We start from the raw sequence: 23522 nt of genomic DNA, 5'->3' as shown, positions 1-23522 counted from the left end.
CCCCGGTCTCGTGTGCGGCGGTCGGGTCCTACTGCACGTCGACGTAGTCGGCCGTGGAGTTGACCGTCGACGTGGTGGAGACGCCCGCGTAGCTGTAGCGGTAGTAGCCGTCGGAGCCGGCCGTCACCGTGGTCTTCAGGGCGCCCGTGGAGGACGACTTGATGGTCTTGACGGTGGTGTAGGTGGTGCTGCCCTTCTTGCAGAACTGCAGCTTGACCGACTGGGCGGAGAAGGCGATGTAGCTGCCGTGCTGCCAGTCGGCGCGGGTCAGCTTGCCGCTGACGGTGAGGGTCTTGCCCTTCTTCACCGGCTCGGGGGTGGCGTCGGCGGTGAGCTTGGCGGCGCGGAGGACCGGGATGGTGCCGAGGTCGTTCTGCCAGGTCTCGGAACCGTGGGAGTCGACGGCGAGGCCGCCCTCCTTCCAGGTTCCGGCGTCCGCGTTGTACAGCTCGCCGGCCGGGATGGAGATGCTCGCCGTGCAGGTGGCGTGGGTGGTGTCGACGTTCTTGCAGGTGCCCGGGTCGTCGCTGACGACCTCGGTGTCGGGGCTCTTCGCCGAGGTGCCGCGGTAGAGGACCGGGCCGGTCTCGACGTTCGTCATGGAGAGCGAGGAGGGGTGCGTGACGGTGTAGGTCGCCGTCACCTTGACCGTGGACGTCGCACCGATGGTGATCGCCTTGCCGCTGTTGACCTTCATGGCGGAGAAGGTGACGTTCGGCGTCGTGCCGGCCGCGTGGGCGGCGGGGACGACGAAGGCGGAGAGGGCCAGGGCGCCGGAGACGGCGGCCACGGTGGCACGTATGCGCATGTGCGCTCCCTTGGAGGGAGAAGTGATCGGAGTCGGTCGACTCAGGCGATCAGATCCATGAGGGGGGCACGGGGTTGTACGGCGAGGGCCGCGAGGTCCAGTTTTGGGTCGCGCATTACCAGGTCATGGCAGAAGTGAGAGGAAACGTTCCGGCTCCGGGTGCCGTACGAGCTCCTGGAGCCGGAGAGGTGCCGTGCCGCTTACCTCGCGTCGGCATACCTCACGTCGCCGGGGCTTGGGGGACGAGTTGTCTCAGTCCTGGCGATCAGCGCCGTTCAGTCGCGTGGTGCGCTGTCGATGGTGTCGGGGGTCGTGGCCGGGTCATGGAGCAGTTCCAGCACACGCCGCGGATCTGGGTGTTTGCCGGTTCCCGCACGGCTGACGGTGAAGATGGTCCGGGAGACGGGATGGACCAGTGGGTGCAGGCTGAGGGACTCGGTGGTGCCCGGCAGTGCCATACGGGGAACGAGGGCGGCACCCGCTCCTGCGGCCACCAGGGCCGTCAACACGGAGAATTCGCTGCTGCGGGCCCTGATGTCTGGGACGAAACCGGCCGCGCCGCAGGCACGTTGGATCATCTCGTAGCAGGAGGTATCCGGCCCCGGGCTCAGCCACGGCAGATGCGCTGTCCGGGACAGGTCCGCCGACTGCCCGGCCGCCAGACCCAGCGCGTCGGCCTGGTGGGGGTGCAGGGCGAGCAGCACCGGTTCCTCCATGAGGACGGCTTGCTCGCAGGCGGCGGGGAGGCTTCGCGGCAGCACGGTGTAGCCCTGGGCGGGACTGCGGCGTGGTGACACACACCAGCCCAGGTCCGCGCGTCGTCAGCTTTGAGTTATGACCGACGCAGCAGCGCCCGCTCCCCAGGAGCCCTCGCCCGTCCAGGCCGACGTCCGGGTGATGGGCGCGCGCGAGCACAATCTCAAGGACGCGGACCTGACGGTCCCGCGCGACGCAACGGTGGTCTTCACCGGCGTCTCGGGGTCGGACAAGTCTTCCCTCGCCTTCGGCACCCTCTACGCGCAGTCGCAGCGGCGCTACTTGGAGTCGGTGGCCCCGTATGCCAGGCGTCTGATCGACCAGGCCGGCGTCCCCGGTGTCGGCTCGATTACCGGGACGCCTCCGGCCGTCGCCCTGCAGCAGCAGCGCGGAGTTTTCGGGAGGTCCCGCCCTCAGTCGAACCAGCGGTCCCGGGCCAGCTCCTCCGTCCGGGACGGGTCCTCCAGCAGGGCGGCGACCTCGAAGCGGCGCGGCCACTGTCCCGCCGCCCAGGCCAGACCCGCGGCGACCCCCTCCAGCGTGGCCGCGTGCAGCACACCGTCGCCGGTCAGCCGCCAGTCGATCTCGACGCCGTCCACGACCAGTTCCCCGTGCTCGACGTAGGTCCGCGGCGTACGCGGCCCGAGCAGGACCCGCACCGGGTCCGGTACGCCGTGCTCGGTGCCCTCGGAGTGCACCTCGCCGGTGACGGACTCGCTCAGCCGCCGCACCTGGAACAGCTCGGCCAGTTCGGCGGCCCGGGACGGCCGCACCGGCAGCAGCGGCACCCCGGAGGTGAACGGCAGCAGATCGGGCGAGTCGACCACGACCGCGTCGGCGGCGTCCACGACCCGGGTCCGGCCGTCGACGACGGCGCGCAGCTCCTCCGGCAGGGTCACCCGCTCCGGGTCCAGCTCGGCCAGCGCGCCGTACAGGCCGTGCAGTTGGGCCGGGGTGACCGGCCGCTCCGGGTCGGCCAGCCGGTCCAGCAGTTCGGCGGCGCCGCCGGGCTCGTCCAGCAGGGCGGCCACGGAGGTCCGCACTCCGAGCGCCCGCAGCACCTGCTCGTCCTCGAAACCGGTGGCGTCGGCCTCCTCGTACAGGCCGCGCAGCAGCGGGTCACCGCCGGCGGCGAGCAGGCCGGCCGGGCGCCGGCCGTCCAGCACCGGGTGCCCGCGCAGCCACCACGCGGTGTACGGCCGTACGACCTCGTGCGTGCCGTCGGGCAGCAGGACGCGCACGGGCTGGGTGAGGGCGTCGCGCAGCGGTGGGCGGGCGAGCAGCGTGAGCGCCTCGGGCCAGTGCTCGTCGTCCACCAGGTCGAGGTCGCGGACGGCGACGAGTTCGGTGGCGACCGGCGGCACCGGAGTGTCCGGGAACCGGTCGAGGACGTCCTCGCACCACACGTCCACGGCGTCCAGCAGACCCGCGTCGTCCGGCTCGGCGAAGTCGCCCTCGCGGGGCTCCAGTTCGTCCGGGTCGAGGACGACGTCGGTGGCGCGGACCAGTGCGAACCCGGCGAGCACCCCGCAGGCGGTCAGCGGTTGTTCGCCCCACTTCGCCGCCAGGTCCTCGTCGACGGCGGCCAGTTCACCCTCGCGGATCACCCGGGCGAAGGGGCTGCCGGGGAAGACCAGTTCACCCGCCGGGGCGAGTTCGCCGTCCTCGTCGGGCAGGGCGAGGGCGCCCAGCCACGGCTCGTCACCGGGCTCCAGGCCGGCGTCCCGGACGAGCGTCAGCACGGTGTCGGCCAGTTCCTCCGCGTCGGGGGCGTCCTCCTCCCACAGCGCCCCGCCCTCGTCGTCCAGCGAGGCGGCGACGGCGGCCCGCACCTGCGGGGTGGTGAGCACCGCCCGCGGGCTCGCGGGCAGCGCGCCCAGCTTCTCCAGCAGCCGGTGCGCGGCGTCCGCGTGCGCGATCTTCAGCCCGAGCCGCCCGAGGACGTCCGGGTCGAGCGGGGAGGCGTCCGGGGTGGGCAGCAGCACCTGCCGCGGTCCGATGGCGGTCCGGCCGTCCGCGAGCGGCACCGGCAGCCCGGAGAGCCGGTCGGGGTCGACTCCGGCGAGGCTGTCGTACAGCCGCCACCACCAGTCGGCGTCCTTCTCCAGGCCGGCGAGCCGGTCGATGGCGTCGGCGAGCGGGAGCCGGGCGACCCCGAGGCCGCGCAGCTCGGCGCGGCGTTCCAGACCGGCGGGGAGCAGGGTGGGCAGCACCTCGGCGAGCACCCGCACGGTGTCCGCGCCGGCCCCCTCCACGATCTCCGCGTCCCTGGGCCGCAGCGCGTCGGGCAGCTCCTCGTCGCCCCCGGGATCGACCGCCGGGGGCAGGAAGGCGGTACGGGGCAGCCGCTCCAGGATCGCCTGGCGCAGCGCTCCGTCGAGTTCGCCCCTGCCCAGCGGACCGGGCACCAGGTCGACGGCCCCGTCCGTCACCGGCCGCCAGCCGGCGAGCAGTTCGGTGTAGGCGTCGGCCGCGCGCTGCACCAGGAAGTCGGTGAGCGGTCCGGGCGCCGCGTGCCGGCGGGTGGTGTCGAGGGGGAAGGAGGCGATGAGCAGGGCGGGCACCCCGAGCGGCTCGTCGCTGGGCGTGGGCGCGTGCAGGACGGGGGCGCTGCGCGGCCGCATCGGCCGCCCGCCCTCGTCCTCCGGTACGGCCCAGGTCACCGACCAGTGGGGGCGCAGCCGCTCCTCCACCGGCCGGTCGGCGAGCAGTTCGGGGGTGAGCGGCCCGTCGGCGGCGGCGGTGCGCCAGCGGGTGGTGCCGTCCCGCGAGTCCTCCACGACGGTGACGGCGCCGTCGGCACGGCGGCGCAGCGTGCGCGCGTCCGCGTCCCCGACCTCGACGACGACCTCGGCGAGGCCCGGCAGGGCGAGGAGCAGCGTGTCGTCGACGGCGTCGAGCAGCCGCTCGGCGAGGTCGGTGGCGGCCGCGTCCCGCAGGGGGAGGATGACGGCGGTGTCGTACGGGTCGGGGGCGGTGCCCTCGGCGGCGAACGGGAGACGCAGGAGCGGCACGTGTCCGTCCCGGCGGCGGACCTCGTCGCCGAGTCCGGGGCTGTGCCTGGCGGTCTCGGCGGCCTGCTCCCGCGCCTCGGTCAGGGACCAGCGGACCCCGCCGTGCCGGCCCACGATCGCGGGCTCGTCGGTGACGGAGAGCACGGCGGCGAAGCCGACGCCGAACCGGCCGACGGCCCCCTGGGTGCTCTCGCCGTCCCGCTTGGCGGAGGCGCGCAGCGTGGACAGCGACTCGACACCGGTGGCGTCCAGCGGAGCACCGGTGTTCGCGGCGACCAGCACGCCGTCACGGAGGGTGAGCCGCAGCCGGCCGGGCACCCGCGCGCGGGCGGCCGCGTCGGCGGCGTTCTGGGCCAACTCGACCACGAGCCGGTCCCGGTAGCCGCCGAGGACCAGGTCCTCCTCGGCGTTGGCGTCCTCGCGGAAGCGGGCGGGACTGGTGGCCCAGGCGTCGAGGACGCCGCGGCGCAGACGGGCGGTGCCGAAGGGGTCGGCGCCCTCTGCCGCCGGCCGCACGTACTTGCTGCTCACGTTCACTCTCCTCGTCTCCGTGGGGACGAAGGTACAGCGCGGGCGGGCGGCAGGCCGAAGGGGCGTGGTGGCCGTCCGGCCGCAGGTCATCAGTGGGCGCGGTGCGGGTAAGCGGTACGAGCCCGATCTCTTCGCACGAAAGGGGCGCTGTCCCATGGCCCGGACACAGGACGTCGTCGAGCTGATCCTCCAGGACCACCGGCGTATGGAGGACCTCTTCCGCCGGATGCGCAGCGTGGAGGCGGACCGCGCCGGCGCGCTGGCCGAGTTCGCGGACCTCCTGGTCGCGCACGCGCAGGCCGAGGAGAGCGAGGTCTATCCCGCCCTCAAGCGGTACAAGGACATCGACGACGAGGAGGTCGAGCACGGCGAGCACGAGCACGACGAGGGCAACAAGGCCCTGCTGGAGCTGCTGCAGGTGCGGGACGTGGGCTCCGAGGAGTGGGACGAGAAGCTGGAGGAACTGGTGGAGGCCGTCAACCACCACGCCGACGAGGAGGAACGCACCATCCTCAACGGCGCGCGCGAGAACGTGGCGATGAGCCGGCGCGAGGAGCTGGGGGCGGCGTTCCTGGAGGAGCGTGAACGCCAGCTGAAGGCCGGCTGCGGCTCGATCGAGAACGTGCGCCGCATCGTCGGGTCCTGATCGTCGGGTCCCGATCGTCGCGCCGGGCCGGGCCGGGCCGGGCGAGGCGCGGGCCGGGGGTTCCGGTCGTCACGTGGGCCGGGCAGGGGGCGAGCACCGCGCCCTGCCCGGCCCACGGGCGCCCGCCGCCGTCAACGTCCCGGTCCAAGGGCGTCCGCCGCCGTCAGCGTCCCGGCCCACGGGCGCCCGCCGCCGTCAGGGTCCCGGCCCGCAGGCGCCCACCTCCCTCAGCGTCCCGGCCCGCAGGCACCCGCCGCCGTCAGGGTCCCGGCCCGCAGGCGCCCACCTCCCTCCGCGTCCCGGCCCGCAGACGCCCACCGCCGTCAGGGTCCCGGCCCCGGGTCCGGCTGTACGGCGCGGCCCAGGCCCGCGCGGGCCGCTTCCAGTTGGGCGGCGAACGCGATGCCCAGGAACAGCGCGACGCCCGTCAGGTTGGCCCACAGCAGCAGGGCGACGAAGGCGGTCAGTGGCCCGTACACGGCGCCGAAGGACCCGCTGCGGGAGACGTAGAGGGCGAGCAGCCAGGTCGCGGTGACCCACAGCACCAGGTGGACGGCGGAGCCGAACGCCAGCCAGGTGTACCCGGGCTGGTCCCGGCGCGGCGACCAGCGGAAGACGGCGGCGGAGGCGACCCAGGCGAGCGCCGTTCCGACCGGCACCCGCAGGGCGCCCCACCACCCCCCGGGGCCGGGCCGGCCCAGTGCCTCGGTCGTCGCGGCGCCGACGGCCTCGCCCGCGACCAGGACGAGGAAGCCCAGCACCATCGGAATGCCCGCGGCGAAGGCGAGGAGCACCGCCCTGCCGTACTTGCGCGGGAAGGGCCGGTCCCGTTCGATGCCGTAGATGCGGTTGGCGCCCCGCTCGACCTGGCCCATCGCGGAGGCCAGGTTGAGGACGGAGAAGGCCAGCCCCAGGCAGAGCGCGACCTTCCCCCACGCGTCGGAACCGGCGGTGCGGCGGGTGCCGCGCAGCGCGTCCTGGATCACGTCCCCGCCGGCGCCCGGCGCGATCCTGCTCAGGGTCAGCTCGATGACGCGCCCCGCGCTCTCGGTGTGGGCGGCCGTGGCGAGGCCGACGAGCGCGATGACGAACGGCACCATGCCCAGCACGATCTGGAAGCCGAGGGCCCGCGCGTTGGTGAAGCCGTCGGCGTAGCGGAACCGGGAGAAGGCGTCGAGCAGCAGCCGCGCGCCCCCGTAGCGCCGCAGCGCCGCGAAGGCCTCGTCGCCGGACAGCTCGTCCCCGATCATGTCCCGCGTCTGCGGAACGTGTACCACCGTGCCCATCGTCCGCTGCCCCCCTCACCTGCCCGTGGTCACCTGTGTGCGGCCCGCCGTCACCGCGGCTCCGGGTGGGTGCCGGGGCCGTCGCCCGGACCGGCCAGCGGCGTCGGCGACAGGGCGGTGGGTTCCTCGCCCGGCTCCAGCAGCGTGTCCGCCGCACCGACGATCAGCGGATCCGGGGTGCCCACCGCGCCGCGGTCCTTGGCCGGATAGTCGAAGCGGTCGAGGAGGCTGCGCATCGCCTCCAGCCGGCCGCGCCGCTTGTCGTTGTTCTTCACGACCGTCCACGGCGCGTACGGCGTGTCCGTGGCCCGGAACATGTCGACCTTGGCCGCGGTGTAGTCGTCCCAGCGGTCGAGGGAGGCCAGGTCGGTCGGGGAGAGCTTCCAGTGGCGCACCGGGTCGACCTGGCGGATCGCGAACCGGGTGCGCTGCTCGGCCCGGGACACCGAGAACCAGAACTTCACCAGCAGGACGCCGTCGTCGGTGAGCAGCCGCTCGAACAGCGGGGCCTGCCCGAGGAACTGCCGGTACTCGGCCTCCGTGCAGAACCCCATGACCCGCTCGACGCCCGCCCGGTTGTACCAGGAGCGGTCGAAGAAGACGATCTCGCCGCGGGCCGGCAGCTCCGTCACGTACCGCTGGAAGTACCACTGTCCCGCCTCGCGCTCGGTCGGCTTCTCCAGCGCCACCACGCGGGCCCCGCGGGGGTTGAGCCGCTCGGTGAACCGCTTGATGGTGCCGCCCTTGCCGGCCGCGTCCCGCCCCTCGCAGACCACGACGAGCCGCCGGCCGGTGTCCTTCACCCAGCGCTGCAGCTTGAGCAGCTCGATCTGGAGGATCCGCTTCGTCCGCTCGTACTCGCGCCGGCCGAGCGTGCGGTCGTAGGGGTGGTTCTCCCGCCAGGTCTCGATCGGCCGGCCACCGGCGTCCAGGAGTATCGGCCGCTCCGGCTGCCGGTCGTCCACCTCCAGCCCGTGCAGCAGACGGCTCTCCTGCACCGGGCCGCCGGCCTCCGCGTCCCACGTCACCTGCTCGTGCTCGGCCACCGCACCTCTTCCGCCTCGCCGGGGCCACCCCGCCGGGCCCCGCCGTGTCCCCCTCCACGTGCCCGCCCCGGGCGGACCCAGTCCCGGGGCCCGCCCGACCGGCGACCGCGACCCGCGGGCCCTGTACGGTCTCTACGGTCGTTTCCGCCCGTACGTGCGAGACAGGAAGGCGATCACGTGGCCGAACTGCGGCTTGGACCACTGCTGAGGTACACCGACGACTCGTGCGCGACCGTGTGGGTCGAGGCGAGCCGGCCCTGCACGGCACGGGTGCGCTGCTCGAACGGCGCGGGCGGCACCGCCCCCACCTTCCAGGTGTCCGGGCACCACTACGCGCTCGTCACGGTGACCGGACTCGAACCGGGCACCTCACCGTCGTACGAGGTGTTCCTGGACGACACCCCGGTCTGGCCGCTGCCCGACTCGCCTTTCCCGCCCTCCGTCATCCGGGCGCCCGCCTCGGGCGACGGTGTCCGCGTGACCTTCGGCTCCTGCCGCTGGGCGGCGCCCCCGGCCGACGGCAAGGACCCGGTCGGCGCGGACGCCCTCGACACCCTCGCCGTCCGGCTGGCGGCCGACCCCGACGCCGAACGCCCCGACGTCCTGCTCCTGCTGGGCGACCAGGTGTACGCGGACGAGACCTCCGAGGAGACCCGGCGCTGGCTGGCCGGACGCCGCGACCTCGACCGGGCACCCGGGGCCCAGGTCACCGACTACGAGGAGTACTGCCGGCTCTACTACGAGTCCTGGCTCGACCCCGAGATCCGCTGGCTGCTGTCCACCGTGCCCAGCTTCATGATCTTCGACGACCACGACATCGTGGACGACTGGAACACCTCCGCCGCCTGGCTCGCCGACATGCGCGCCACCGACTGGTGGCAGGAGCGGCTGATGAGCGGCCTGATGTCCTACTGGGTCCACCAGCACCTGGGCAACCTCTCCCCCGCCGAACTGGCCGACGACCCCACCTGGGCCGCCGTCCACGCCACCGCGGACGGCACCGACGCGGTGCGCGCCCTGGCCGAGCGGGCCGACGCCGACTCCGCCCCGGTCCGCTTCAGCTACCGGCGCGACTTCGGCCGGGTCCGGGTCGTCATGGTGGACTCCCGGGCCGCCCGGGTCCTGGCCGAGGACCACCGCGCCATGCTCGACCCGGGCGAGGCCGGCTGGCTGCGCGAGCAGGTGCTGTCCGGCCCGGGCTCCTACGACCACCTGCTGCTCGGCACCTCCCTGCCCTGGCTGCTGCCGCACCTGGTGCACGACACCGAGACCTGGGACGCGGCCCTGTGCGCCGGGGAGCGCGGCACCCGCTGGGCCCGCTTCGGCGAGTACCTGCGGCGCCGGGCCGATCTGGAGCACTGGGCGGCCTTCCCGCGCTCCTTCGCCGACCTCGCCGCGGTGATAGCCGAGGCCGGCTCGGCGCCGGATGCCCCCGCGAGCGTGTGCGTCCTGTCCGGCGACGTGCACCACGGCTACGTCGCGCGGGCGTCCTGGCCCTCCGGCGGCCCCGGCATCCCCGTCGTCCAGCTCACCTGCTCGCCGGTGCACAACTCCGTGCCGCTGATGATGCGGGTCGGCTTCCGCCTCGGCTGGAGCGCGCCGGCCCGCGCGCTGGGCCGGCTGCTCGCCCGCCACGGCCGCTGCGAGCGGCCTCCGGTCACCTGGCGCAAGCGGGGCGGCCCGTGGTTCGGCAACCAGCTCATGACCCTGACCCTGCGCGCCCGCGCGGCCCACCTCCGCCTGGAACGGACGGGCCCGGACACGGCGTTGCACACCGTGCACGAAGCCGAGCTGACCGCCGGGTAGTTCAGCGCCGGGCGGCGTACCCCACGAACTCCGCCCAGGTCCCGGGACCGACGGTGAGGACGGCTCCGCCGGTCTGCTTGGAGTCGCGGATGTGGATGGTGGTGGGGGTGGGGGCGATCTCCAGGCAGGAGTCGCCTTCATTGCCGTCGCTGTAGCTGCTCTTGAACCAGTTCAGGGCTACTTCGACGCAGGAGTCGCCGTCGGGACCACTGCTGTGGCTGCTCTTGAACCAGCGGATCATGTTTCTCCCAGCAGGTGCTCAATGAGGGCCAGCGACTCTCCAGGGGGGAGGGCCTGCGCCCGGATGGTGCCATACCGCAACTCCAGGACGCGCAGCTCCCGCAGGTTCGAAACGGTACGACCGCTGAACGCGCCGTCGGACCGCCCGACGGCCGTGCCGTCCTCGAACTTGAGCACCTCGATCCTTCCGCTCATGCCCGGGTGAGGAGCGCTGTCCATCGGCATCACCTGAAGCGTGACGTTGTTGAACTGCCCGATATGCATCAGGCGTTCGAGCTGCTGTTGCCGCACCATTGTGCCTCCGACTCTGCGGCGCAGCGTCGCCTCTTCCAGGACGAAGCTCAGCGCAGGCGCGGGCGTGCGCTCGAAAATGGACTGCCGAGCCATGCGAGCGGCCACCCTTCGCTCCAGATCCCTCGGCGGGTATGCGGGCTGCCAGCACTCCAGCAGAGCACGCGAGTAGTCGGGGATCTGCAGGAGACCGTGAATGTTGCTGGCCTCGTACACGCCGATCTCGACCGCCTTCGCCTCCAGCGCCGCCAGATCCCGAACCTTCTTCGGATACCGGACCTTCTCCACGTCCTCCTTCATCGCGGAGAGCAACCCGCCCGCGCGCAGGACCTTGTCCGCCTTGTCCAGGTACTCGGGGCGGGGGATCCGCTTGCCGCCCTCCACCTTGTAGACCAGGTCCTCGCCGTAGCCGACGGCCTTGCCGAAGTCGGCCGCCCGCATCCCCACCGCCTCGCGCCGCAGCTTCAGCTGGCGGCCCACCGTGGCGATGACGGCGATCCCCCAGTCGTCGTCCGGGTCGACCTCCCACCCCGGCTCCTCCTCCTCCTCGCTCACACCGCGCCCCCTTCGCCGACAGTCCGGACAGCGCCGGACAAACGCCGGACAGTGACCGTACGCAACCATCTCGTCACTGTTCACGGTAGGCACGCACGGCCACGCTGAGTGATGTGAACCAGGAAATCTCCACCCCCGTCCCGAACGTGACCGTGCACCTGTCCCCCACGCCCCGGGGAGCCCGTCTGGCCCGCCTGCTGGCGACGGAGCAACTGCGTGCGTGGGGGCTGCCGTTGGACCCGGCGGCGCTGATCGTGGCGGAACTCGCCGCCAACGCGGCCACGCACGGCCGGGCCACGGGACGGGACTTCCGGCTGACGCTCTACGTCGTCGCCGAGACGCTGCGCATCGAGGTCACCGACACCCGGGGTGACCGGAACCCGGTTTCCGGGCGACCGGCACCGGACGCGGAGACCGGGCGGGGCCTGCTCCTCGTGGACGCGCTGGCCGACCGCTGGGGGACCGCACCGGGGCCGGCGCCGCGCAAAACGGTGTGGGCGGAAGTCCGCGTCGGACCGTCACCCGGGACTCCGTGCTCCGGGACTCCGTGCTCCGGCCGCTCGGGCGGTCCACCCCAAGAACTTCCTGGTGAAAGAACCCCACCGAACCCCACCCCGCCCTCCCGCGGTGGCAAGCTCACCCGCGAGGGTGAATATGCCAACTCGGCTTGCATTACGACCCGTTGCGCGCTCTACGCTCGGCACGAAAGCGAAGCCACCGCACAAATGCGGCGGCCCCCGGCCGGGACTAGCGATCCCGATCGAGGGCCTGACCCCCTGGGAAGCAGGAACTTCCCGAGGGCTTGACCACCAAGGAACAGAACTCCCCGATGGCCTGACCACCAAGGAACGAAACTCCCCGATGGCCGAGAAGAACCCTAGCGCTCCCCTGCGCTCCCGGTCCCGCATTGCCGGGAACAACCACCCGAACCGGCGGTCCCGCACCGCCGGGGTGGTCCACGAGAACTCCCGCCTCGCCGCCAACTTCACGGTGGTCGGCAACGAACTGCTCCAGCATCCGGAGCTGTCCTGCCTGGCCATCGGCCTGGGCGCGTACATCCAGTCGCTGCCCACCGGCGCCCCCGTCGACATCAAGACGCTCTCCACCCGCTTCACCGAGGGAGCGATCCGGGTGGCCCGGGCGCTGCGGGAACTGGAGGCGGCCGGCTACCTGCGCCGCGACCGCGTCCGCACATCCGACGGCCGTATCGTCACCGTCACGGTCTCCCGCAACCAGCCGGGCCGCCGCACGCGGGCCGACGCCCCCGCCGCCGAACCGCAGCCGGACCCACACCCGGACCCGCAGCCCCCTCAGCGGCCACATCTGCCTCCGCCGTCCCCCTCGGGGGCTGGACACCCGCACCTGCCACCCCACGCACAGCCGCCGACCTCGCAAGCACACCTGCCAGCCCACGCACAGCCGCCCACCTCGCAAGCACACCTGCCAGCCCACGCACAGCCGCCCACCTCGCAAGCACACCTGCCAGCCCACGCACAGCCGCCCACCTCGCAAGCACACCTGCCAGCCCACGCACAGCCGCCCGCGCCCTCGCAACCGCGGAGAACGTCGCAACCGCCGGGCCCTGCGCAGTCACCGCCCCGCCCGCGGAAGGCCCCGCGCAAACCGCTGCCCCCGGTGCCGCAGCCGTCCTGCCCCGCCCCGAAGCTGCTCCAGCTCGCCACGGAGCTGCTCGCGGATCTGCGCCGCCGCGACTGCCGCCTGCTGCTCAGCGAGACCGACGCGGCGCACTTGGCCCCCGGCGTCGGCGCCTGGCTGGAGAGAGACCTGAGCCCGGCCGACGTACGCCGTGCGCTGACGGCGGACCTGCCGACCGAGCCGCTGGTCCGCCCGGCAGCCCTCCTGGCCCACCGCCTGGCGGTGGGACTGCCACCGCTGCCCCCGTACCGGGCACCGGCGCCCCCACCCCCCGTCCGGCACCCGCTCCACGAGTGCGACGGCTGCGACCGCCCGTTCCGCGGCCCCGCCCCCGGCCGCTGCCGCGACTGCCGATCCGATCTCGGCGAGGCCGCCTAGCAGGAAAGCGGCGATCCTCCGGGCACGGCGAGGACGTGACCATCGCGGACCGGACCACCTCCACGGCCGGTCTGCCGCTCCACGAGTGAGCCGGCCCCCGGCGGGAGGGCCGGTTCGTCAGGAGTGGCCCAGTTCCGCCGTCGTCTCGTCGTCGGTCTCCGGGACCGAGCCCGAGTCGCGCGCCGGGCGGAGCGGGAAGGGGTCGACGCGGGTCTCGTCGATGACCGGCTGGGCCGGCTGCGGGGGCTTCGGCATGACCGCGGCCTCCGAGTGGGCGCCGCAGCCGTAGGAAAGGGAGACCACGCGGCCGTCCGCCGGGGAGAACTCGTTGGCGCAGATGCCGAAGGCCTGGCCGAGGGAGCCGCCGATCGGGGTGAGGAAGCCGCAGGTGGCGCAGGTGGCCGGCGCCGCCTGGGCCATCGGGGTCTGGGAGCCGAAGGACTCCTCCCAGCGGTCCGCGGCGACGTGCAGGCCGTACCGGGACAGGACCCGGGCACGGCGCATGCCCAGTTCCTCGGCCACCGAGGCGATCGAGCCCCGGGACGGGACCACCGGCTGGTGGGCGGGGGTGCCCGCGGTGACGTCGGCGTCCTCCGCCTCCGCCAGCTCCGCCAGCTCCCCGGAGACCGGTGAGTCCGGCGCCGGCTCGTCCTCGCCGGTGTAGCCCGGCTCCAGGCGCAGGTCGTCCTGGTCGGTGGGGAGCAGATCGCCGGGGCCGAGGTCGCCGGGGCGCAGCCGCTCGCTCCACGGCACCCACTCGGGGGCCAGGAGGGCGTCGGAACCGGGGAGGAGGACGACCTCGTCGAGCGTGACGAGCTTGGCGCGCGAGGCGCGGGCCACCGTCACCGCCCAGCGCCAGCCCCGGTAGCCCATGTCCTTGCACTCGAAGTAGTGCGTGACGACGCGGTCGCCCTCCGACACCAGGCCGGCGTGCTCGCCGACCACGCCGGGGGCGGCGGCCTCCTCGGCGGCGGTGCGGGCGAGATCGACCGCCTCGGCGCACAGACGGTCGGGGGTGCGGCTTCGCGTGGTCGCTGCGCTCACAGGTATCGCTTCTCTCCTACGCCGTCTCATCGAGTGCGGCTGCCTCCGGCGGGTTGGCGGACGGAGCGGACCGGGGGACCGCATCGACGTCTGCTTCCGCGCGCTCGGGCGCACCTCTGCCATCCATTCTGCGTTATGGCTGAGATACGCACGCTACACCGAACGAGATTCGTTACCGCTACGTGGCAGGTTTTCCCGCCCGGCAGCCCGCCACGCCCGGCGCCCGGGTGAGGGCTCCGCCGGGCGCGGCGCCCCGGGAACACAGCGCGTCATCGGCTTCGGTCCGCCGCCACACGTGTTGTAACCGCACTATCGACCGCCTTCTCGGGGCACTATGAACGTCGTGGCAGCCCCGGACAAGGCGAGTGGTCGTGGCGGCGGTGCGGCTCGCGTGGGCGACACCGTCCGCTCCGTCGGGCGTGCCCTGCACTTTCCGGTCACCGGCACCGCGCGGGGCATCCGCAAGGCCACGCACGCGAACGGCGCGGGCGAGTCGGGCCTGGGCAAGCTGATCGAACTGCACGCGGTGAACGGCGCGGGCGACGTGATGATCACCGTGGCGCTCGCGTCCACGGTGTTCTTCTCGGTCCCCACCGACGAGGCGCGCGGGCGGGTCGCCCTCTACCTGGCGATCACGATGGCGCCCTTCACCGTCCTCGCCCCCGTCATCGGCCCGCTCCTGGACCGGCTGCCGCACGGGCGGCGCGCCGCCATGGCCGCGGCGATGCTGGCACGGGCGCTGCTCGCGCTGATCATCTCGGGTGCCGTGGCGAGCGGGAGCCTGGAGCTGTACCCGGCCGCGCTGGGCGTGCTGGTGGCGTCCAAGGCCTACGGGGTGGTGCGCAGTGCCGTCGTGCCGCGACTGCTGCCGCCCCGGTTCTCGCTCGTGAAGGCCAACTCCCGGGTCACCCTGGCCGGCCTGCTGGCCACGGGTGCCGCCGCGCCGATCGCGGCGGGACTGCACGCCGTCGGTGACCCCTGGCCCCTGTACGGCGCCTTCGTGATCTTCGTCGGGGGCACGGTCCTGTCGTTCTCGCTGCCGCCCGAGGTGGACTCGGCGGGGGGCGAGGACGTGGCGCTCCTCGCGGCCGACGCGGAGCATCTGCACGGGCGGCGCCGCAAGGAGGCCAGGCGGCCGGGGCTGCGGACGGTGGGGCCCGCCGTCACGCACGCGCTGGGCGCCAACGCGGCTCTGCGCTGCCTGTCCGGGTTCCTGATCTTCTTCCTGGCCTTCCTGCTGCGCGAGCACCCGCTGACCGGGGAGAGCGCGGCGGTCTCGCTGGGGATAGTGGGGGTCGCGGCCGGTGCGGGCAACGCGCTCGGCACGGCCGTGGGGGCATGGCTGAGATCACGCGCCCCGGAGGTCATCATCGTGACGATGGTGGCGGTGGTGCTGTGCGTGGCGGTGGTGGCCGCGCTGTTCTTCGGCGCCTTCCTGGTGGCGGTCCTGGCCGCGGTGGCCGGGTTCGCGCAGGCGCTGGCGAAGCTGGCGCTGGACGCGCTGATCCAGCGGGACGTGCCGGAGCTGGTGCGCACCTCGGCGTTCGCACGCTCGGAGACGCTGCTGCAGATGGCCTGGGTGTTCGGTGGCGCCGTCGGCATCGTGATGCCGCTCAACGGCTCCCTCGGTCTCACGGTGGGCGCCGCGTTCGTGGCCGTCGGCTGGCTGTCCACCCTGAAGGGGCTCCTCGCCTCGGCCCGCCACGGCGGCCGGTCCCAGGCCCGAGTGGCCTGACGGGCGCGATGCCGGGGCTCCTCGCCTCGGCCCGGCAGGGCGGCCAGCACCGGGCCCGAGTGACCTGACGGGCGCGATGCCGGGGCTCCTCGCCTCGGCCCGGCAGGGCGGCCAGCACCGGGCCCGAGTGACCTGACGGGCGCGGCGCCGGGGCTCCTCGCCTCGCCCGGCACGGCGGCCGTTCCGGGCCCGGGTGGCCCGACGGGCGCGGTGCCCGGCCCCGCGCCACCGGCCCGGCCGGTCCGACGCGGGGTGCGCGGCCCCCGCGCCGGGGGCACGCCCGGCCCGCCGGACGGGGCCCGGCCCCCGTGCGACGGGCACGGCTGGCGTAACGAACCGGGCACGCCGCACCCCACGTGGGCGGACGGCTCCGGGCGCCCGATAGCCTTCCGTCATGACCACGCTGCCCCGCGGCGAAGCCGCTGATGCACACAAGGGTGTGCGACGCCGCCGCGCCGTCGCCGCCGCCGGCGCCGTTTCCGCCGGACTGCTCGTCCTGTCCGCCTGCGACAAGCCGACGCCCGTCGCGACCGTCACCGTCGGCCGTGACTCGGTCAACTCCGAGGCGATCTGCTACAACGACGGCAAGGCGCTGGACACCAAGTCGCTGACGGAGTGCGCCAAGAAGGCCGAGTCCGCCAAGACCATCAAGGTCGACCAGGACGAGACGGTCCGCTTCGGCGTCGACCCCAAGATCGCGGACGCCGGCTGGACGATCCTCGTGAACGGCCGCCAGTTCACCGACACCAGCAAGAAGACCTACCGCACGATCCCGGGCAGCGCGTTCTTCAACGAGCAGTACGGCACCCAGGGCGCCACCAACACGGTCCTGATCCAGATGGGCAGCAACCCGGCCAAGGGTGTGTGGTCCTTCAAGCTCAAGAAGGCCTGACCACGAATTCCCCACGCGTCCTCGTGGCCACCGCGGTCCCCGCCGAACGGGACGCGGTGGCAAGGGCGTTCCCGGAGGCCGCCGAGGACGTGCGGCTGCCGGGCGCCCTGCTCCGCCGCACGGCGGCGGGCTGCGACCTGCTCGCCGCCGGAGTCGGGCCGGCCCTCGCCGCCGCCTCCACCGCCGCCGCCCTGACCGCCGCCGCGCTGGCCGGCACACCGTACGGCCTGGTCGTCTCGGCCGGGATCGGCGGTGGCTTCGCACCCGGGGCACCCCTCGGGTCGCTCGTCGTCGCCGACGCGATCACCGTGGCCGACCTGGGTGCCGAGAGCGCCGACGGCTTCCTGCCGGTCACCGAACTGGGCTTCGGGACCGTCACCCACCTGCCCCCGCCGTCGCTCGTGCGCATCGCGTCCGAGGCCACCGGCGCCCTCACCGGCACCGTGCTGACCGTCTCCACCGTCACCGGCACCGCCGCCCGGGCCGCCGAGCTGACCGCCCGGCACCCCGGCGCGCTCGCCGAGGGCATGGAGGGGTTCGGCGTGGCCGAGGCCGCCACCGCGCACGGGGTGCCCGTGCTGGAGGTCCGCGCGGTCTCCAACCCGGTCGGCCCGCGCGACCGTGCCGCCTGGCGCGTCGGCGACGCCCTCACCGCCCTGACCGAGGCCTTCGGGAAGCTCGCGCCCGCATTGGAGAGTTGGACATCGGTATGACGACCAGTGAGCAGCAGACCCTGCAGATCGCGTTCTCACCCTGCCCGAACGACACCTTCGTCTTCGACGCCCTCGCCCACGGCCGCGTCCCCGACGCGCCCGCGCTGGACGTGACCTTCGCCGACATCGACATCACCAACGGCATGGCCGAGCGCGGCGAGTACGACGTGCTGAAGGTGTCGTACGCCGTCCTGCCGTACGTCCTCGACGAGTACGCGCTGCTGCCGTGCGGCGGTGCGCTGGGCCGGGGGTGCGGGCCGCTCGTGCTGACGCGGGAGCCGGGTGCCGATCTCTCCGGCCGCACGGTGGCGGTCCCGAGCGAGAAGTCGACCGCCTACCTGCTGTTCCGGCTCTGGGCCGCGGACACCCTGCCCGACGACGTCGGCGAGGTCGTCGTCATGCCGTTCCACGAGATCATGCCGGCCGTGCAGGACGGCAAGGTGGACGCCGGACTGGTCATCCACGAGGCCCGCTTCACGTACCGGAACTACGGCCTGCACAAGCTCGCGGACATGGGTGAGCACTGGGAGCGGACCACCGGCCTGCCGATCCCGCTGGGCGCGATCATCGCCAGGCGCTCGCTGGGCGCCGAGGCGCTGGCCGGACTCGCCGAGGCCGTCCGGGCCTCCGTACGGGCGGCCTGGGACGATCCCGAGGCCTCCCGGCCGTACGTCATGGCGCACGCGCAGGAGATGGACCCGGCCGTCGCCGACCAGCACATCGGCCTGTACGTCAACGAGTTCACCGCGGGCCTGGGCGAGGACGGTTACGCCGCCGTCCGCGGGCTGCTGACCCGTGCGGCGGCCGAGGGGCTCGTGCCCGCCCTCGGCCCTACGGCGCTCGCTTTTCCGTAGGGCCCGGGACGCGTCCGTTCCCCGGAGGCGGGGTCAGACGTCCAACTGGTCGGCGACCGCGCGGAGCAGGCCGGCGATCTTCTTGCCGGAGACCTTGTCGGGATAGCGGCCCTTCTCGAGCATGGGCGTGATGTTCTCGAGGAGGGTCGTCAGGTCCTGCACGATCGAGGCCAGCTCGTCCGGCTTCTTGCGCTGGGCTGCGGCGACCGAGGGCGTCGGGTCGAGCACGGTCACGGACAGGGCCTGGTCGCCGCGCTGACCGGCGACGACACCGAACTCCACACGCTGTCCCGGCTTGAGCACGTCGACTCCGGCGGGGAGAACCGAGGAATGGACGAAGACGTCACCGCCGTCGTCGCGGGAGAGAAAGCCGAAGCCCTTCTCACTGTTGAACCACTTGACCTTGCCAGTCGGCAAAGCACACACTCCCTCGATCCGTCCCGGACTGGCCGGACGCCTGTTGAACTGCCGTTGAGACAGCCTACCGGGGGTCTCTCCAGGGAGACATGCCTTAAAACGACAGTGAGCTCCTGTCTGTGTCGACAGAGGCTCAAAGTGATGGGGGAAGTGTCAGGCGCTACCCGATGTGCCGGCAGGGAGTCGCGCGGGAGACTTGAAGAGCCTTGACAATGGCACTTCTCCACTCTCCCCCTCGGCCTGACGAGCCTTGGCCACGAAGAGCAGATCCTCAGTGACGACGGCAGGACGTCCACCAGGCAGCGACAGCCACAGAGGGGTGCCGGAAGGGCCGGCCAGGGAGTCAAGGACTTCCAGAAGGGGCTATCAGATGACCGCTGGGAGGCACTCGGGCAACTTCACTCAGGGAGCCATCGAGGGGGCGCGGCCACGAAGCCGTCGAGGGAGGGCCGGGCAGCGTCCTGGCTGGACGCAGCCCGGTACCGCACGGCGCGAGATTCCCGGCCGCGGTGGACCTTGCTCCTGAGGAATAGCAGGACCTTTTCTTTGTACCTCACTACTTTTACAGCGCCTCAAGCCCTTTCAGGACTGCCGGAACATCATCCGCACCCAATTCCCTCGATTCAGGGCTGATCCAGTGCGCCGGTACGTTATGGCCAGTCAGTAGCCGGCCCATCTTCTCTTCCTTGTTGAGCTTCAGCTCTTGCGTCATGGCCTGAATGTCCCCAAGGTCCATGATGATACCCAGTCCCGCATTCGGAATCGCATCACTCCACACCCAGACCTTCACCTGATAGCCCCGGAGGAATTCTCTACGGTCTTCCTGGTCTTTGACTGCCCAGACTTCCCCGTACTTCTTACCCGTATCCCACAGGGCAGGGCTCAACCGTTGCGCCTCTTGCCTTTCCAGAAGGGAGCGCCACAATGACCGCAGCGAGCAGCACCGGAAAGCAGACTCTTGGCACCTGTACGGCTTTCCGCCCCCTCAGCCTTGGGGGCGGGCTTGATCCGGTCCACCAGATATTCCCACTGCTCCATTGACGCCAGGGGGTTCGCGGGGAGGATCACCGGCTCCCCCTGGTCATCCAAGACAGCCTCACCCTTGTACGTGTAGATACCGGGAACCCAAGAGGAGCGGATGAATTTGTTGACGATGGTGGACTGCCATCGAGTCCCCTTGGTTTCCTCACCTTTCAGCTTCCGCAGGTGGTCTCCCCAGGTGAGCAGGCCACGGCCGTTGAAGTCTCGCGCAATCCGGTGTGTGGAGTGACCCTCACTGATTCGCCGGAAGATCTCTTCCACGATGGGGTGGAAGTCCTGGTCAATCTCCAGGACCTTCCTCTTGCCACCCTCTACGGCCTTGATGCGGTAGCCGGTAGGCGGAGCACCCGTGAGCCATGAACGGTTCTCCAGACGGCTCTGTACGCCGTTGAGGATGCGTGCCTGGATCGTGTCCCACTCGGCCTCGGCGAAGACGGCAGTCATGCGAGCCATCATCTTGCCCTGGGGAGTCGAGAGGTCGAAGCCCTCTTCCACACAGACGATGAACTTCCCGTTTTCCTGCGCCCACTCCAACAGTTCATTGAAGTGCGTTGAGCGACGGGTGAGCCTGTCCATCCTGGCTGCAATGATCACGTCGAACTCGTCAGCTCGGGACGTGAGCCACTTCCCCAGTTCGGGCCGCTTGAAGGGCGACATGGAGCCCGAGACGTCCGCGTCCTCCGCCTCCCCCACCAGGACGCCGGACACGTGTGGAGAGCTGACATGGTGTCGGATCACGCCACGCTGCCACTCGATGGACGTGGAACCGTCCGAGTCGGCAGACAGTCGGAGACAGCCGAGGTAGCGCAGGCCAGGTGTCATGACGGCGAGGTTAGCGAGGTATGTGTGCCTGGCCAGCTGACTTCACTTTGTCGTCAGGCACGCCTCGTCCTCGTACCCGTCGGGAAAACCGCTCGCAAACGGCTCCTCACAGCACTGGAGCGGGTCGGCCGTGGCCCGCCCCATACCGAGCGCCAACAAGCGCTGACGGTCTTCGCACGGGTGACAAGACGTCCCCCGGTCGTTCTCCCGCGCGGGGAACTACCCTGGTCCGGTGCCCGACAACACCCAAACGAATTCCGCCGCGCCCGGTGACCGGCTGATCCGCGCCGGTGCCGTCGTCTTCTTCATCGGAGCCGCGGCCACGCTCGTCACAGTGGCTCCGCTGTTCTTCGGCGCGAAGCCATTTCCGACCTACATGTTCGGCTTGAGCATGCTCATGGCGGTGGGGTTCCTCATCGCCGGGGCGGGAGTCCTCCGCTCGATCTCCGCGGGCCGCCGCCAGGCGGGGGGCCCGGGGGAGGGGGTTGGGCGTTAGGCGTTGGGCGGGGGCTGCCGGGCGTTAGGCGTTGGGCGGGGGCTGCCTGGCCTTAGGCGTGTGGCGGGGGCTGCCGAGCGTTGCCCGGTACGACGTCAGGGGCGGGGGTGCCGCCCGGTGCGGCGTCAGGGGCGGGGGTGCCGCCCGGTGCGGCGTCAGGGGCGGGAGTGCCGCCCGGTGCGGCGTCAGGGGCGGGGAGTGCCGGGGGCCAGGCGTTGGGCGGGGGTGCCGCCCGGTGCGGCGTCAGGGGCGGGGGGCCGGGAGGTACTCGGTCAGCCAGTCGGGGAAGGCGTCGAGGTCGTCCAGTACGACGTCGGCTCCGGCCGCGCGCAGTTCGTCGGCGGGGCAGGGTCCGGTCGCCACGGCCACCGACAGCGCGCCCGCCGCGCGGGCTCCGCGCACGTCACCGGTGTGGTCGCCGACGTACACGGTGGCGCCGTACTCGCGCAGCGCCTGCGCCTTGCCCTCGGCCCACAGGTCGCCGACGACCACGTCCGGCTCGATGCCGAGGTGGGACAGGTGCAGCTTGGCGTTCGGCTCGTACTTGGCCGTGACGACCAGCGTGCGTCCGCCGGCCGCCCGCACCGCGTCCATCGCCTCGGCGGCGCCGGCCATCGCGGGGCTCGCGGCAACGGCGATCGCCGGGTACATCTGCCGGTACAGGTCGGCCATCGCCGGGACGTGCTCGGCCGGGAACCAGTTGATCAGCTCGTCCGCGAGCGGCGGGCCCAGCCGGGTCACGGCGAGATCGGCGTCGATGTAGGTGCTCGTCCGCTCCGACAGGGCCAGGTAGCAGGCACGGATACCCGGCCGGGAGTCTATGAGGGTCATGTCGAGGTCGAACCCGACGGTGAGCGAGGCGGCAGAGGTCATACCGCCCATTGTGCGGGGCGGCTCCGCCGGGGGGGCCGGGGGTGGGCCCGGTGGGTGCTCGGCTCCGCCGGGGGGCCGGGAGTGGGTCCGGTGCGTGTTCGGCTCCGCCGGGGGGCCGGGGAGCCCGGTGCCTGTTCGGCTGCGGCTCCGTCGGGAGCCGAGGGGTGGGCCCGGTGCGTGTTCGGCTGCGGATGCGTGGCGGCTGGTCGCGCAGTTCCCCCCGCCCCTGGGTGGGACCGGACCACGCCGACTGGATCGGCACCGCAGGCGCCCCGAAGGGGCGCGGGGAACTGCGCGAGAGGCCACCACCGACCCGCACCCGAACACACACCACAACCACCCCCAAAGGGGCGCGGGGAACTGCGCGAACGACCACCACCGACCCGCACCCGAACACACACCACAACCACCCCCAAAGGGGCGCGGGGAACTGCGCGAACGACCACGACGGACCCGCAGTCGGAGACGGGCGGCCGGTAGCCGGTGGTGTCATCTGCGTTGGGAGCGCCACGCCAGGTACAGCGCCGACGCGACCGCCGCCCCCCTGACGACCCACGGCCAGGTCTCGGCGACGGCCTCCGACATGTGCCCCTGGGCGATCGGTTCGCCCCAGCGCCCGTCGTTGCGGCCCCACAGCCATACCACCCCGGCCGCGACCGCCGTGCCGGGCAGCACCATCACCGCCCACTTGGTCTCCGCGGCCGTCAGCCGCCGCGAACCGTAGGCGATCAGCCACCCCAGGAGCAGCGCGAACCAGTTGCCGAGCACCGCGCCGGCGACCAGCGCGGCGGCGGCCAGCAGCAGGAGCGGGTTGGACCAGCCCGCGGCGGGCCTCGGCAGCAGACGGCGCGCGGGAGTCTTCGCCGCAGCCGGAGCCAGATCGGCAGCCGCAGCCCCAGCCGCAGTCGGGTCCGCGGCCCCCGCGGCAGCGACCGCGCGTCGGCCGAACAGGCGACGGCGCACCGCGGGGCCCGCCGCCGGCGCCGCCTCGGCCGGTCCCCCCGCCGCCGACTCCACGGCGCTCCCCTCTTCCGCCTCCTTCGGCGGCCGCCTGAGCAGCTCGGGGATCTCCACACCCCCGACGAACCCGGGCACCGAGTCGATCTCGCCGAGGGAAGCGCCCGAGCCGAAGGGACCGCCGCTCACCCGCCACCAGTCGGTCGGTACGGCGCCGTCCCCCAGTTCGTGCGCGGGGGCGAGGTGCGGCGGGGAGGGCGCGGCGCGCGGGGCCGGGGGTTCGGGCTCGGCCGGGCGCGGCCGGGGCACGACCCGGCGCAGCCCCTTGGGCCGTTCCTCCTCCGGAGGCCGCTTCCGGGGCGCGGGCTGCACGGGTACGGCTGCCGTGGGCGGCCGCGGGCCGCGGCCGCCGTCCGCGGGGCCGCCCGCCGCCTCGACGACCTCGTCCGGACTGCCCAGGTGGTCCAGGATGCGGCGGACCGCGGCGGGCGAGTCCACGGTCGCCTTGGCCCGGCGCCGGTCGATCTCGTCGCGCAACTGCGACACGAGCCGCATCCGCGTGGCCGACGGCAACTGCCGCTGGTGAGCGACGTCCCCGACGCGGCTCAGATACTCGTAGACGACCTGGTCGCTCTCGATCCCCACGGAACCCCTCCGGGGTGCAC

At 72.9% G+C, this 23522-nt stretch carries 21 protein-coding genes and 1 pseudogene; 9 read left to right on the top strand and 13 right to left on the bottom strand.

The window, feature by feature from the left end; all coding sequences use genetic code 11:
* Window positions 1-28 precede the first annotated feature (28 nt).
* The 3 genes from ABVB68_RS00925 to ABVB68_RS00910 form a co-directional block, all read right to left on the bottom strand.
* Window positions 29-808 carry a hypothetical protein gene (locus tag ABVB68_RS00925; RefSeq protein WP_353598858.1) on the bottom strand — a complete coding sequence of 260 codons (780 nt, stop codon included), beginning with the start codon at window positions 806-808 and terminating at the stop codon, window positions 29-31.
* Window positions 809-1083: 275 nt separating this feature from the next.
* Entirely contained in the window at window positions 1084-1569 is a 486-nt protein-coding gene (locus tag ABVB68_RS00920; RefSeq protein WP_353598857.1) for a LysR substrate-binding domain-containing protein, read from the bottom strand.
* A gap of 408 nt (window positions 1570-1977) precedes the next feature.
* The gene (locus ABVB68_RS00910) at window positions 1978-5109 is read right to left on the bottom strand and encodes a sacsin N-terminal ATP-binding-like domain-containing protein (protein WP_353598856.1); all 3132 of its coding nucleotides are present in this window, start codon (window positions 5107-5109) and stop codon (window positions 1978-1980) included.
* A gap of 154 nt (window positions 5110-5263) precedes the next feature.
* Here ABVB68_RS00910 and ABVB68_RS00905 point away from each other — a divergent pair, with 154 nt between their 5' ends.
* On the top strand, window positions 5264-5755 hold the full coding sequence (locus tag ABVB68_RS00905; protein ID WP_353598855.1) for a hemerythrin domain-containing protein: 492 nt from the start codon (window positions 5264-5266) through the stop codon (window positions 5753-5755).
* Window positions 5756-6078: 323 nt separating this feature from the next.
* Here the strand turns inward: ABVB68_RS00905 and ABVB68_RS00900 are convergent, their stop codons facing one another.
* Both ABVB68_RS00900 and ppk2 read right to left on the bottom strand, forming a co-directional pair.
* The gene (locus tag ABVB68_RS00900; RefSeq protein ID WP_353598854.1) at window positions 6079-7041 is read right to left on the bottom strand and encodes a YihY/virulence factor BrkB family protein; all 963 of its coding nucleotides are present in this window, start codon (window positions 7039-7041) and stop codon (window positions 6079-6081) included.
* Window positions 7042-7091: 50 nt separating this feature from the next.
* A complete protein-coding gene (gene ppk2, locus ABVB68_RS00895; RefSeq protein WP_503006001.1) occupies window positions 7092-8069 on the bottom strand; it encodes a polyphosphate kinase 2 in 978 nt (325 codons plus the stop codon).
* A gap of 195 nt (window positions 8070-8264) precedes the next feature.
* Between ppk2 and ABVB68_RS00890 the strand changes: the two genes are divergently transcribed.
* Window positions 8265-9893 carry an alkaline phosphatase D family protein gene (locus ABVB68_RS00890; RefSeq protein ID WP_353598853.1) on the top strand — a complete coding sequence of 543 codons (1629 nt, stop codon included), beginning with the start codon at window positions 8265-8267 and terminating at the stop codon, window positions 9891-9893.
* Between the two features lies 1 nt (window position 9894).
* On the opposite strand, the gene ABVB68_RS00885 is transcribed toward ABVB68_RS00890, so the two are convergent.
* Together ABVB68_RS00885 and ABVB68_RS00880 are read right to left on the bottom strand one after the other, a co-directional pair.
* A complete protein-coding gene (locus ABVB68_RS00885; protein WP_353598852.1) occupies window positions 9895-10134 on the bottom strand; it encodes a DUF397 domain-containing protein in 240 nt (79 codons plus the stop codon).
* Complete coding sequence (locus tag ABVB68_RS00880) at window positions 10131-10979, bottom strand: helix-turn-helix domain-containing protein (RefSeq protein ID WP_353598851.1); 849 nt, start codon at window positions 10977-10979, stop codon at window positions 10131-10133. Before ABVB68_RS00880 ends, ABVB68_RS00885 begins: the two co-directional genes overlap by 4 nt.
* Before the next feature lie 113 nt (window positions 10980-11092).
* Here ABVB68_RS00880 and ABVB68_RS00875 point away from each other — a divergent pair.
* Both ABVB68_RS00875 and ABVB68_RS00870 read left to right on the top strand, forming a co-directional pair.
* Window positions 11093-11548: pseudogene (locus ABVB68_RS00875) on the top strand (ATP-binding protein); the annotation flags it as partial.
* Between the two features lie 292 nt (window positions 11549-11840).
* The gene (locus ABVB68_RS00870) at window positions 11841-13013 is read left to right on the top strand and encodes a helix-turn-helix domain-containing protein (RefSeq protein ID WP_353598850.1); all 1173 of its coding nucleotides are present in this window, start codon (window positions 11841-11843) and stop codon (window positions 13011-13013) included.
* 117 nt (window positions 13014-13130) lie between these two features.
* On the opposite strand, the gene ABVB68_RS00865 is transcribed toward ABVB68_RS00870, so the two are convergent.
* Window positions 13131-14057, bottom strand: a complete 927-nt coding sequence (locus ABVB68_RS00865; protein WP_353598849.1) for a DUF3027 domain-containing protein — start codon at window positions 14055-14057, stop codon at window positions 13131-13133.
* 334 nt (window positions 14058-14391) lie between these two features.
* Here ABVB68_RS00865 and ABVB68_RS00860 point away from each other — a divergent pair, with 334 nt between their 5' ends.
* The 4 genes from ABVB68_RS00860 to ABVB68_RS00845 all read left to right on the top strand — a co-directional run bounded on the left by ABVB68_RS00860 (window position 14392) and on the right by ABVB68_RS00845 (window position 18251).
* Window positions 14392-15792, top strand: coding sequence for an MFS transporter (locus tag ABVB68_RS00860; RefSeq protein WP_503005964.1), 1401 nt, complete (start codon window positions 14392-14394; stop codon window positions 15790-15792).
* Between the two features lie 394 nt (window positions 15793-16186).
* A complete protein-coding gene (locus ABVB68_RS00855) occupies window positions 16187-16684 on the top strand; it encodes a DUF2771 domain-containing protein (protein ID WP_353598848.1) in 498 nt (165 codons plus the stop codon).
* Window positions 16681-17397: a futalosine hydrolase gene (locus tag ABVB68_RS00850; protein WP_353599135.1), complete on the top strand. Its 717-nt coding sequence runs from the start codon at window positions 16681-16683 to the stop codon at window positions 17395-17397. Before ABVB68_RS00855 ends, ABVB68_RS00850 begins: the two co-directional genes overlap by 4 nt.
* Window positions 17394-18251, top strand: a complete 858-nt coding sequence (locus ABVB68_RS00845; RefSeq protein ID WP_353598847.1) for a 1,4-dihydroxy-6-naphtoate synthase — start codon at window positions 17394-17396, stop codon at window positions 18249-18251. Before ABVB68_RS00850 ends, ABVB68_RS00845 begins: the two co-directional genes overlap by 4 nt.
* Before the next feature lie 33 nt (window positions 18252-18284).
* On the opposite strand, the gene ABVB68_RS00840 is transcribed toward ABVB68_RS00845, so the two are convergent.
* From ABVB68_RS00840 to ABVB68_RS00830, 3 genes are all read right to left on the bottom strand, one after another.
* A complete protein-coding gene (locus tag ABVB68_RS00840) occupies window positions 18285-18668 on the bottom strand; it encodes a cold-shock protein (protein WP_353598846.1) in 384 nt (127 codons plus the stop codon).
* Between the two features lie 562 nt (window positions 18669-19230).
* Window positions 19231-19554: a hypothetical protein gene (locus tag ABVB68_RS00835; protein WP_353598845.1), complete on the bottom strand. Its 324-nt coding sequence runs from the start codon at window positions 19552-19554 to the stop codon at window positions 19231-19233.
* The gene (locus ABVB68_RS00830; RefSeq protein WP_353598844.1) at window positions 19551-20531 is read right to left on the bottom strand and encodes a recombinase family protein; all 981 of its coding nucleotides are present in this window, start codon (window positions 20529-20531) and stop codon (window positions 19551-19553) included. Before ABVB68_RS00830 ends, ABVB68_RS00835 begins: the two co-directional genes overlap by 4 nt.
* Before the next feature lie 232 nt (window positions 20532-20763).
* Here ABVB68_RS00830 and ABVB68_RS00825 point away from each other — a divergent pair, with 232 nt between their 5' ends.
* On the top strand, window positions 20764-21027 hold the full coding sequence (locus ABVB68_RS00825) for a hypothetical protein (RefSeq protein ID WP_353598843.1): 264 nt from the start codon (window positions 20764-20766) through the stop codon (window positions 21025-21027).
* A gap of 243 nt (window positions 21028-21270) precedes the next feature.
* Here the strand turns inward: ABVB68_RS00825 and ABVB68_RS00820 are convergent, their stop codons facing one another.
* Together ABVB68_RS00820 and ABVB68_RS00815 are read right to left on the bottom strand one after the other, a co-directional pair.
* Window positions 21271-21900, bottom strand: a complete 630-nt coding sequence (locus ABVB68_RS00820) for an HAD family hydrolase (RefSeq protein ID WP_353598842.1) — start codon at window positions 21898-21900, stop codon at window positions 21271-21273.
* A gap of 489 nt (window positions 21901-22389) precedes the next feature.
* Window positions 22390-23502 (bottom strand): hypothetical protein, encoded by a 1113-nt coding sequence (locus tag ABVB68_RS00815; RefSeq protein ID WP_353598841.1) that lies wholly within the window; start codon window positions 23500-23502, stop codon window positions 22390-22392.
* Window positions 23503-23522 lie beyond the last annotated feature (20 nt).

Source organism: Streptomyces sp. NPDC096012, assembly GCF_040426375.1.
GTDB lineage: Bacteria > Actinomycetota > Actinomycetes > Streptomycetales > Streptomycetaceae > Streptomyces.
The sequence above is the reverse complement of the archived record's forward strand: the minus strand, read 5'-3'. Positions and strand labels throughout refer to the sequence as shown.

Coding starts and splice junctions, on each gene's coding strand:
- ABVB68_RS00855 (WP_353598848.1), top strand. CDS start 16,187: ATGACCACGCTGCCCCGCGGCGAAGCCGCTGATGCACACAAGGGTGTG.
- ABVB68_RS00820 (WP_353598842.1), bottom strand. CDS start 21,900: ATGACCTCTGCCGCCTCGCTCACCGTCGGGTTCGACCTCGACATGACC.
- ABVB68_RS00900 (WP_353598854.1), bottom strand. CDS start 7,041: ATGGGCACGGTGGTACACGTTCCGCAGACGCGGGACATGATCGGGGAC.
- ABVB68_RS00870 (WP_353598850.1), top strand. CDS start 11,841: ATGGCCGAGAAGAACCCTAGCGCTCCCCTGCGCTCCCGGTCCCGCATT.
- ABVB68_RS00830 (WP_353598844.1), bottom strand. CDS start 20,531: ATGACACCTGGCCTGCGCTACCTCGGCTGTCTCCGACTGTCTGCCGAC.
- ABVB68_RS00905 (WP_353598855.1), top strand. CDS start 5,264: ATGGCCCGGACACAGGACGTCGTCGAGCTGATCCTCCAGGACCACCGG.
- ABVB68_RS00860 (WP_503005964.1), top strand. CDS start 14,392: ATGAACGTCGTGGCAGCCCCGGACAAGGCGAGTGGTCGTGGCGGCGGT.
- ABVB68_RS00845 (WP_353598847.1), top strand. CDS start 17,394: ATGACGACCAGTGAGCAGCAGACCCTGCAGATCGCGTTCTCACCCTGC.
- ABVB68_RS00885 (WP_353598852.1), bottom strand. CDS start 10,134: ATGATCCGCTGGTTCAAGAGCAGCCACAGCAGTGGTCCCGACGGCGAC.
- ABVB68_RS00925 (WP_353598858.1), bottom strand. CDS start 808: ATGCGCATACGTGCCACCGTGGCCGCCGTCTCCGGCGCCCTGGCCCTC.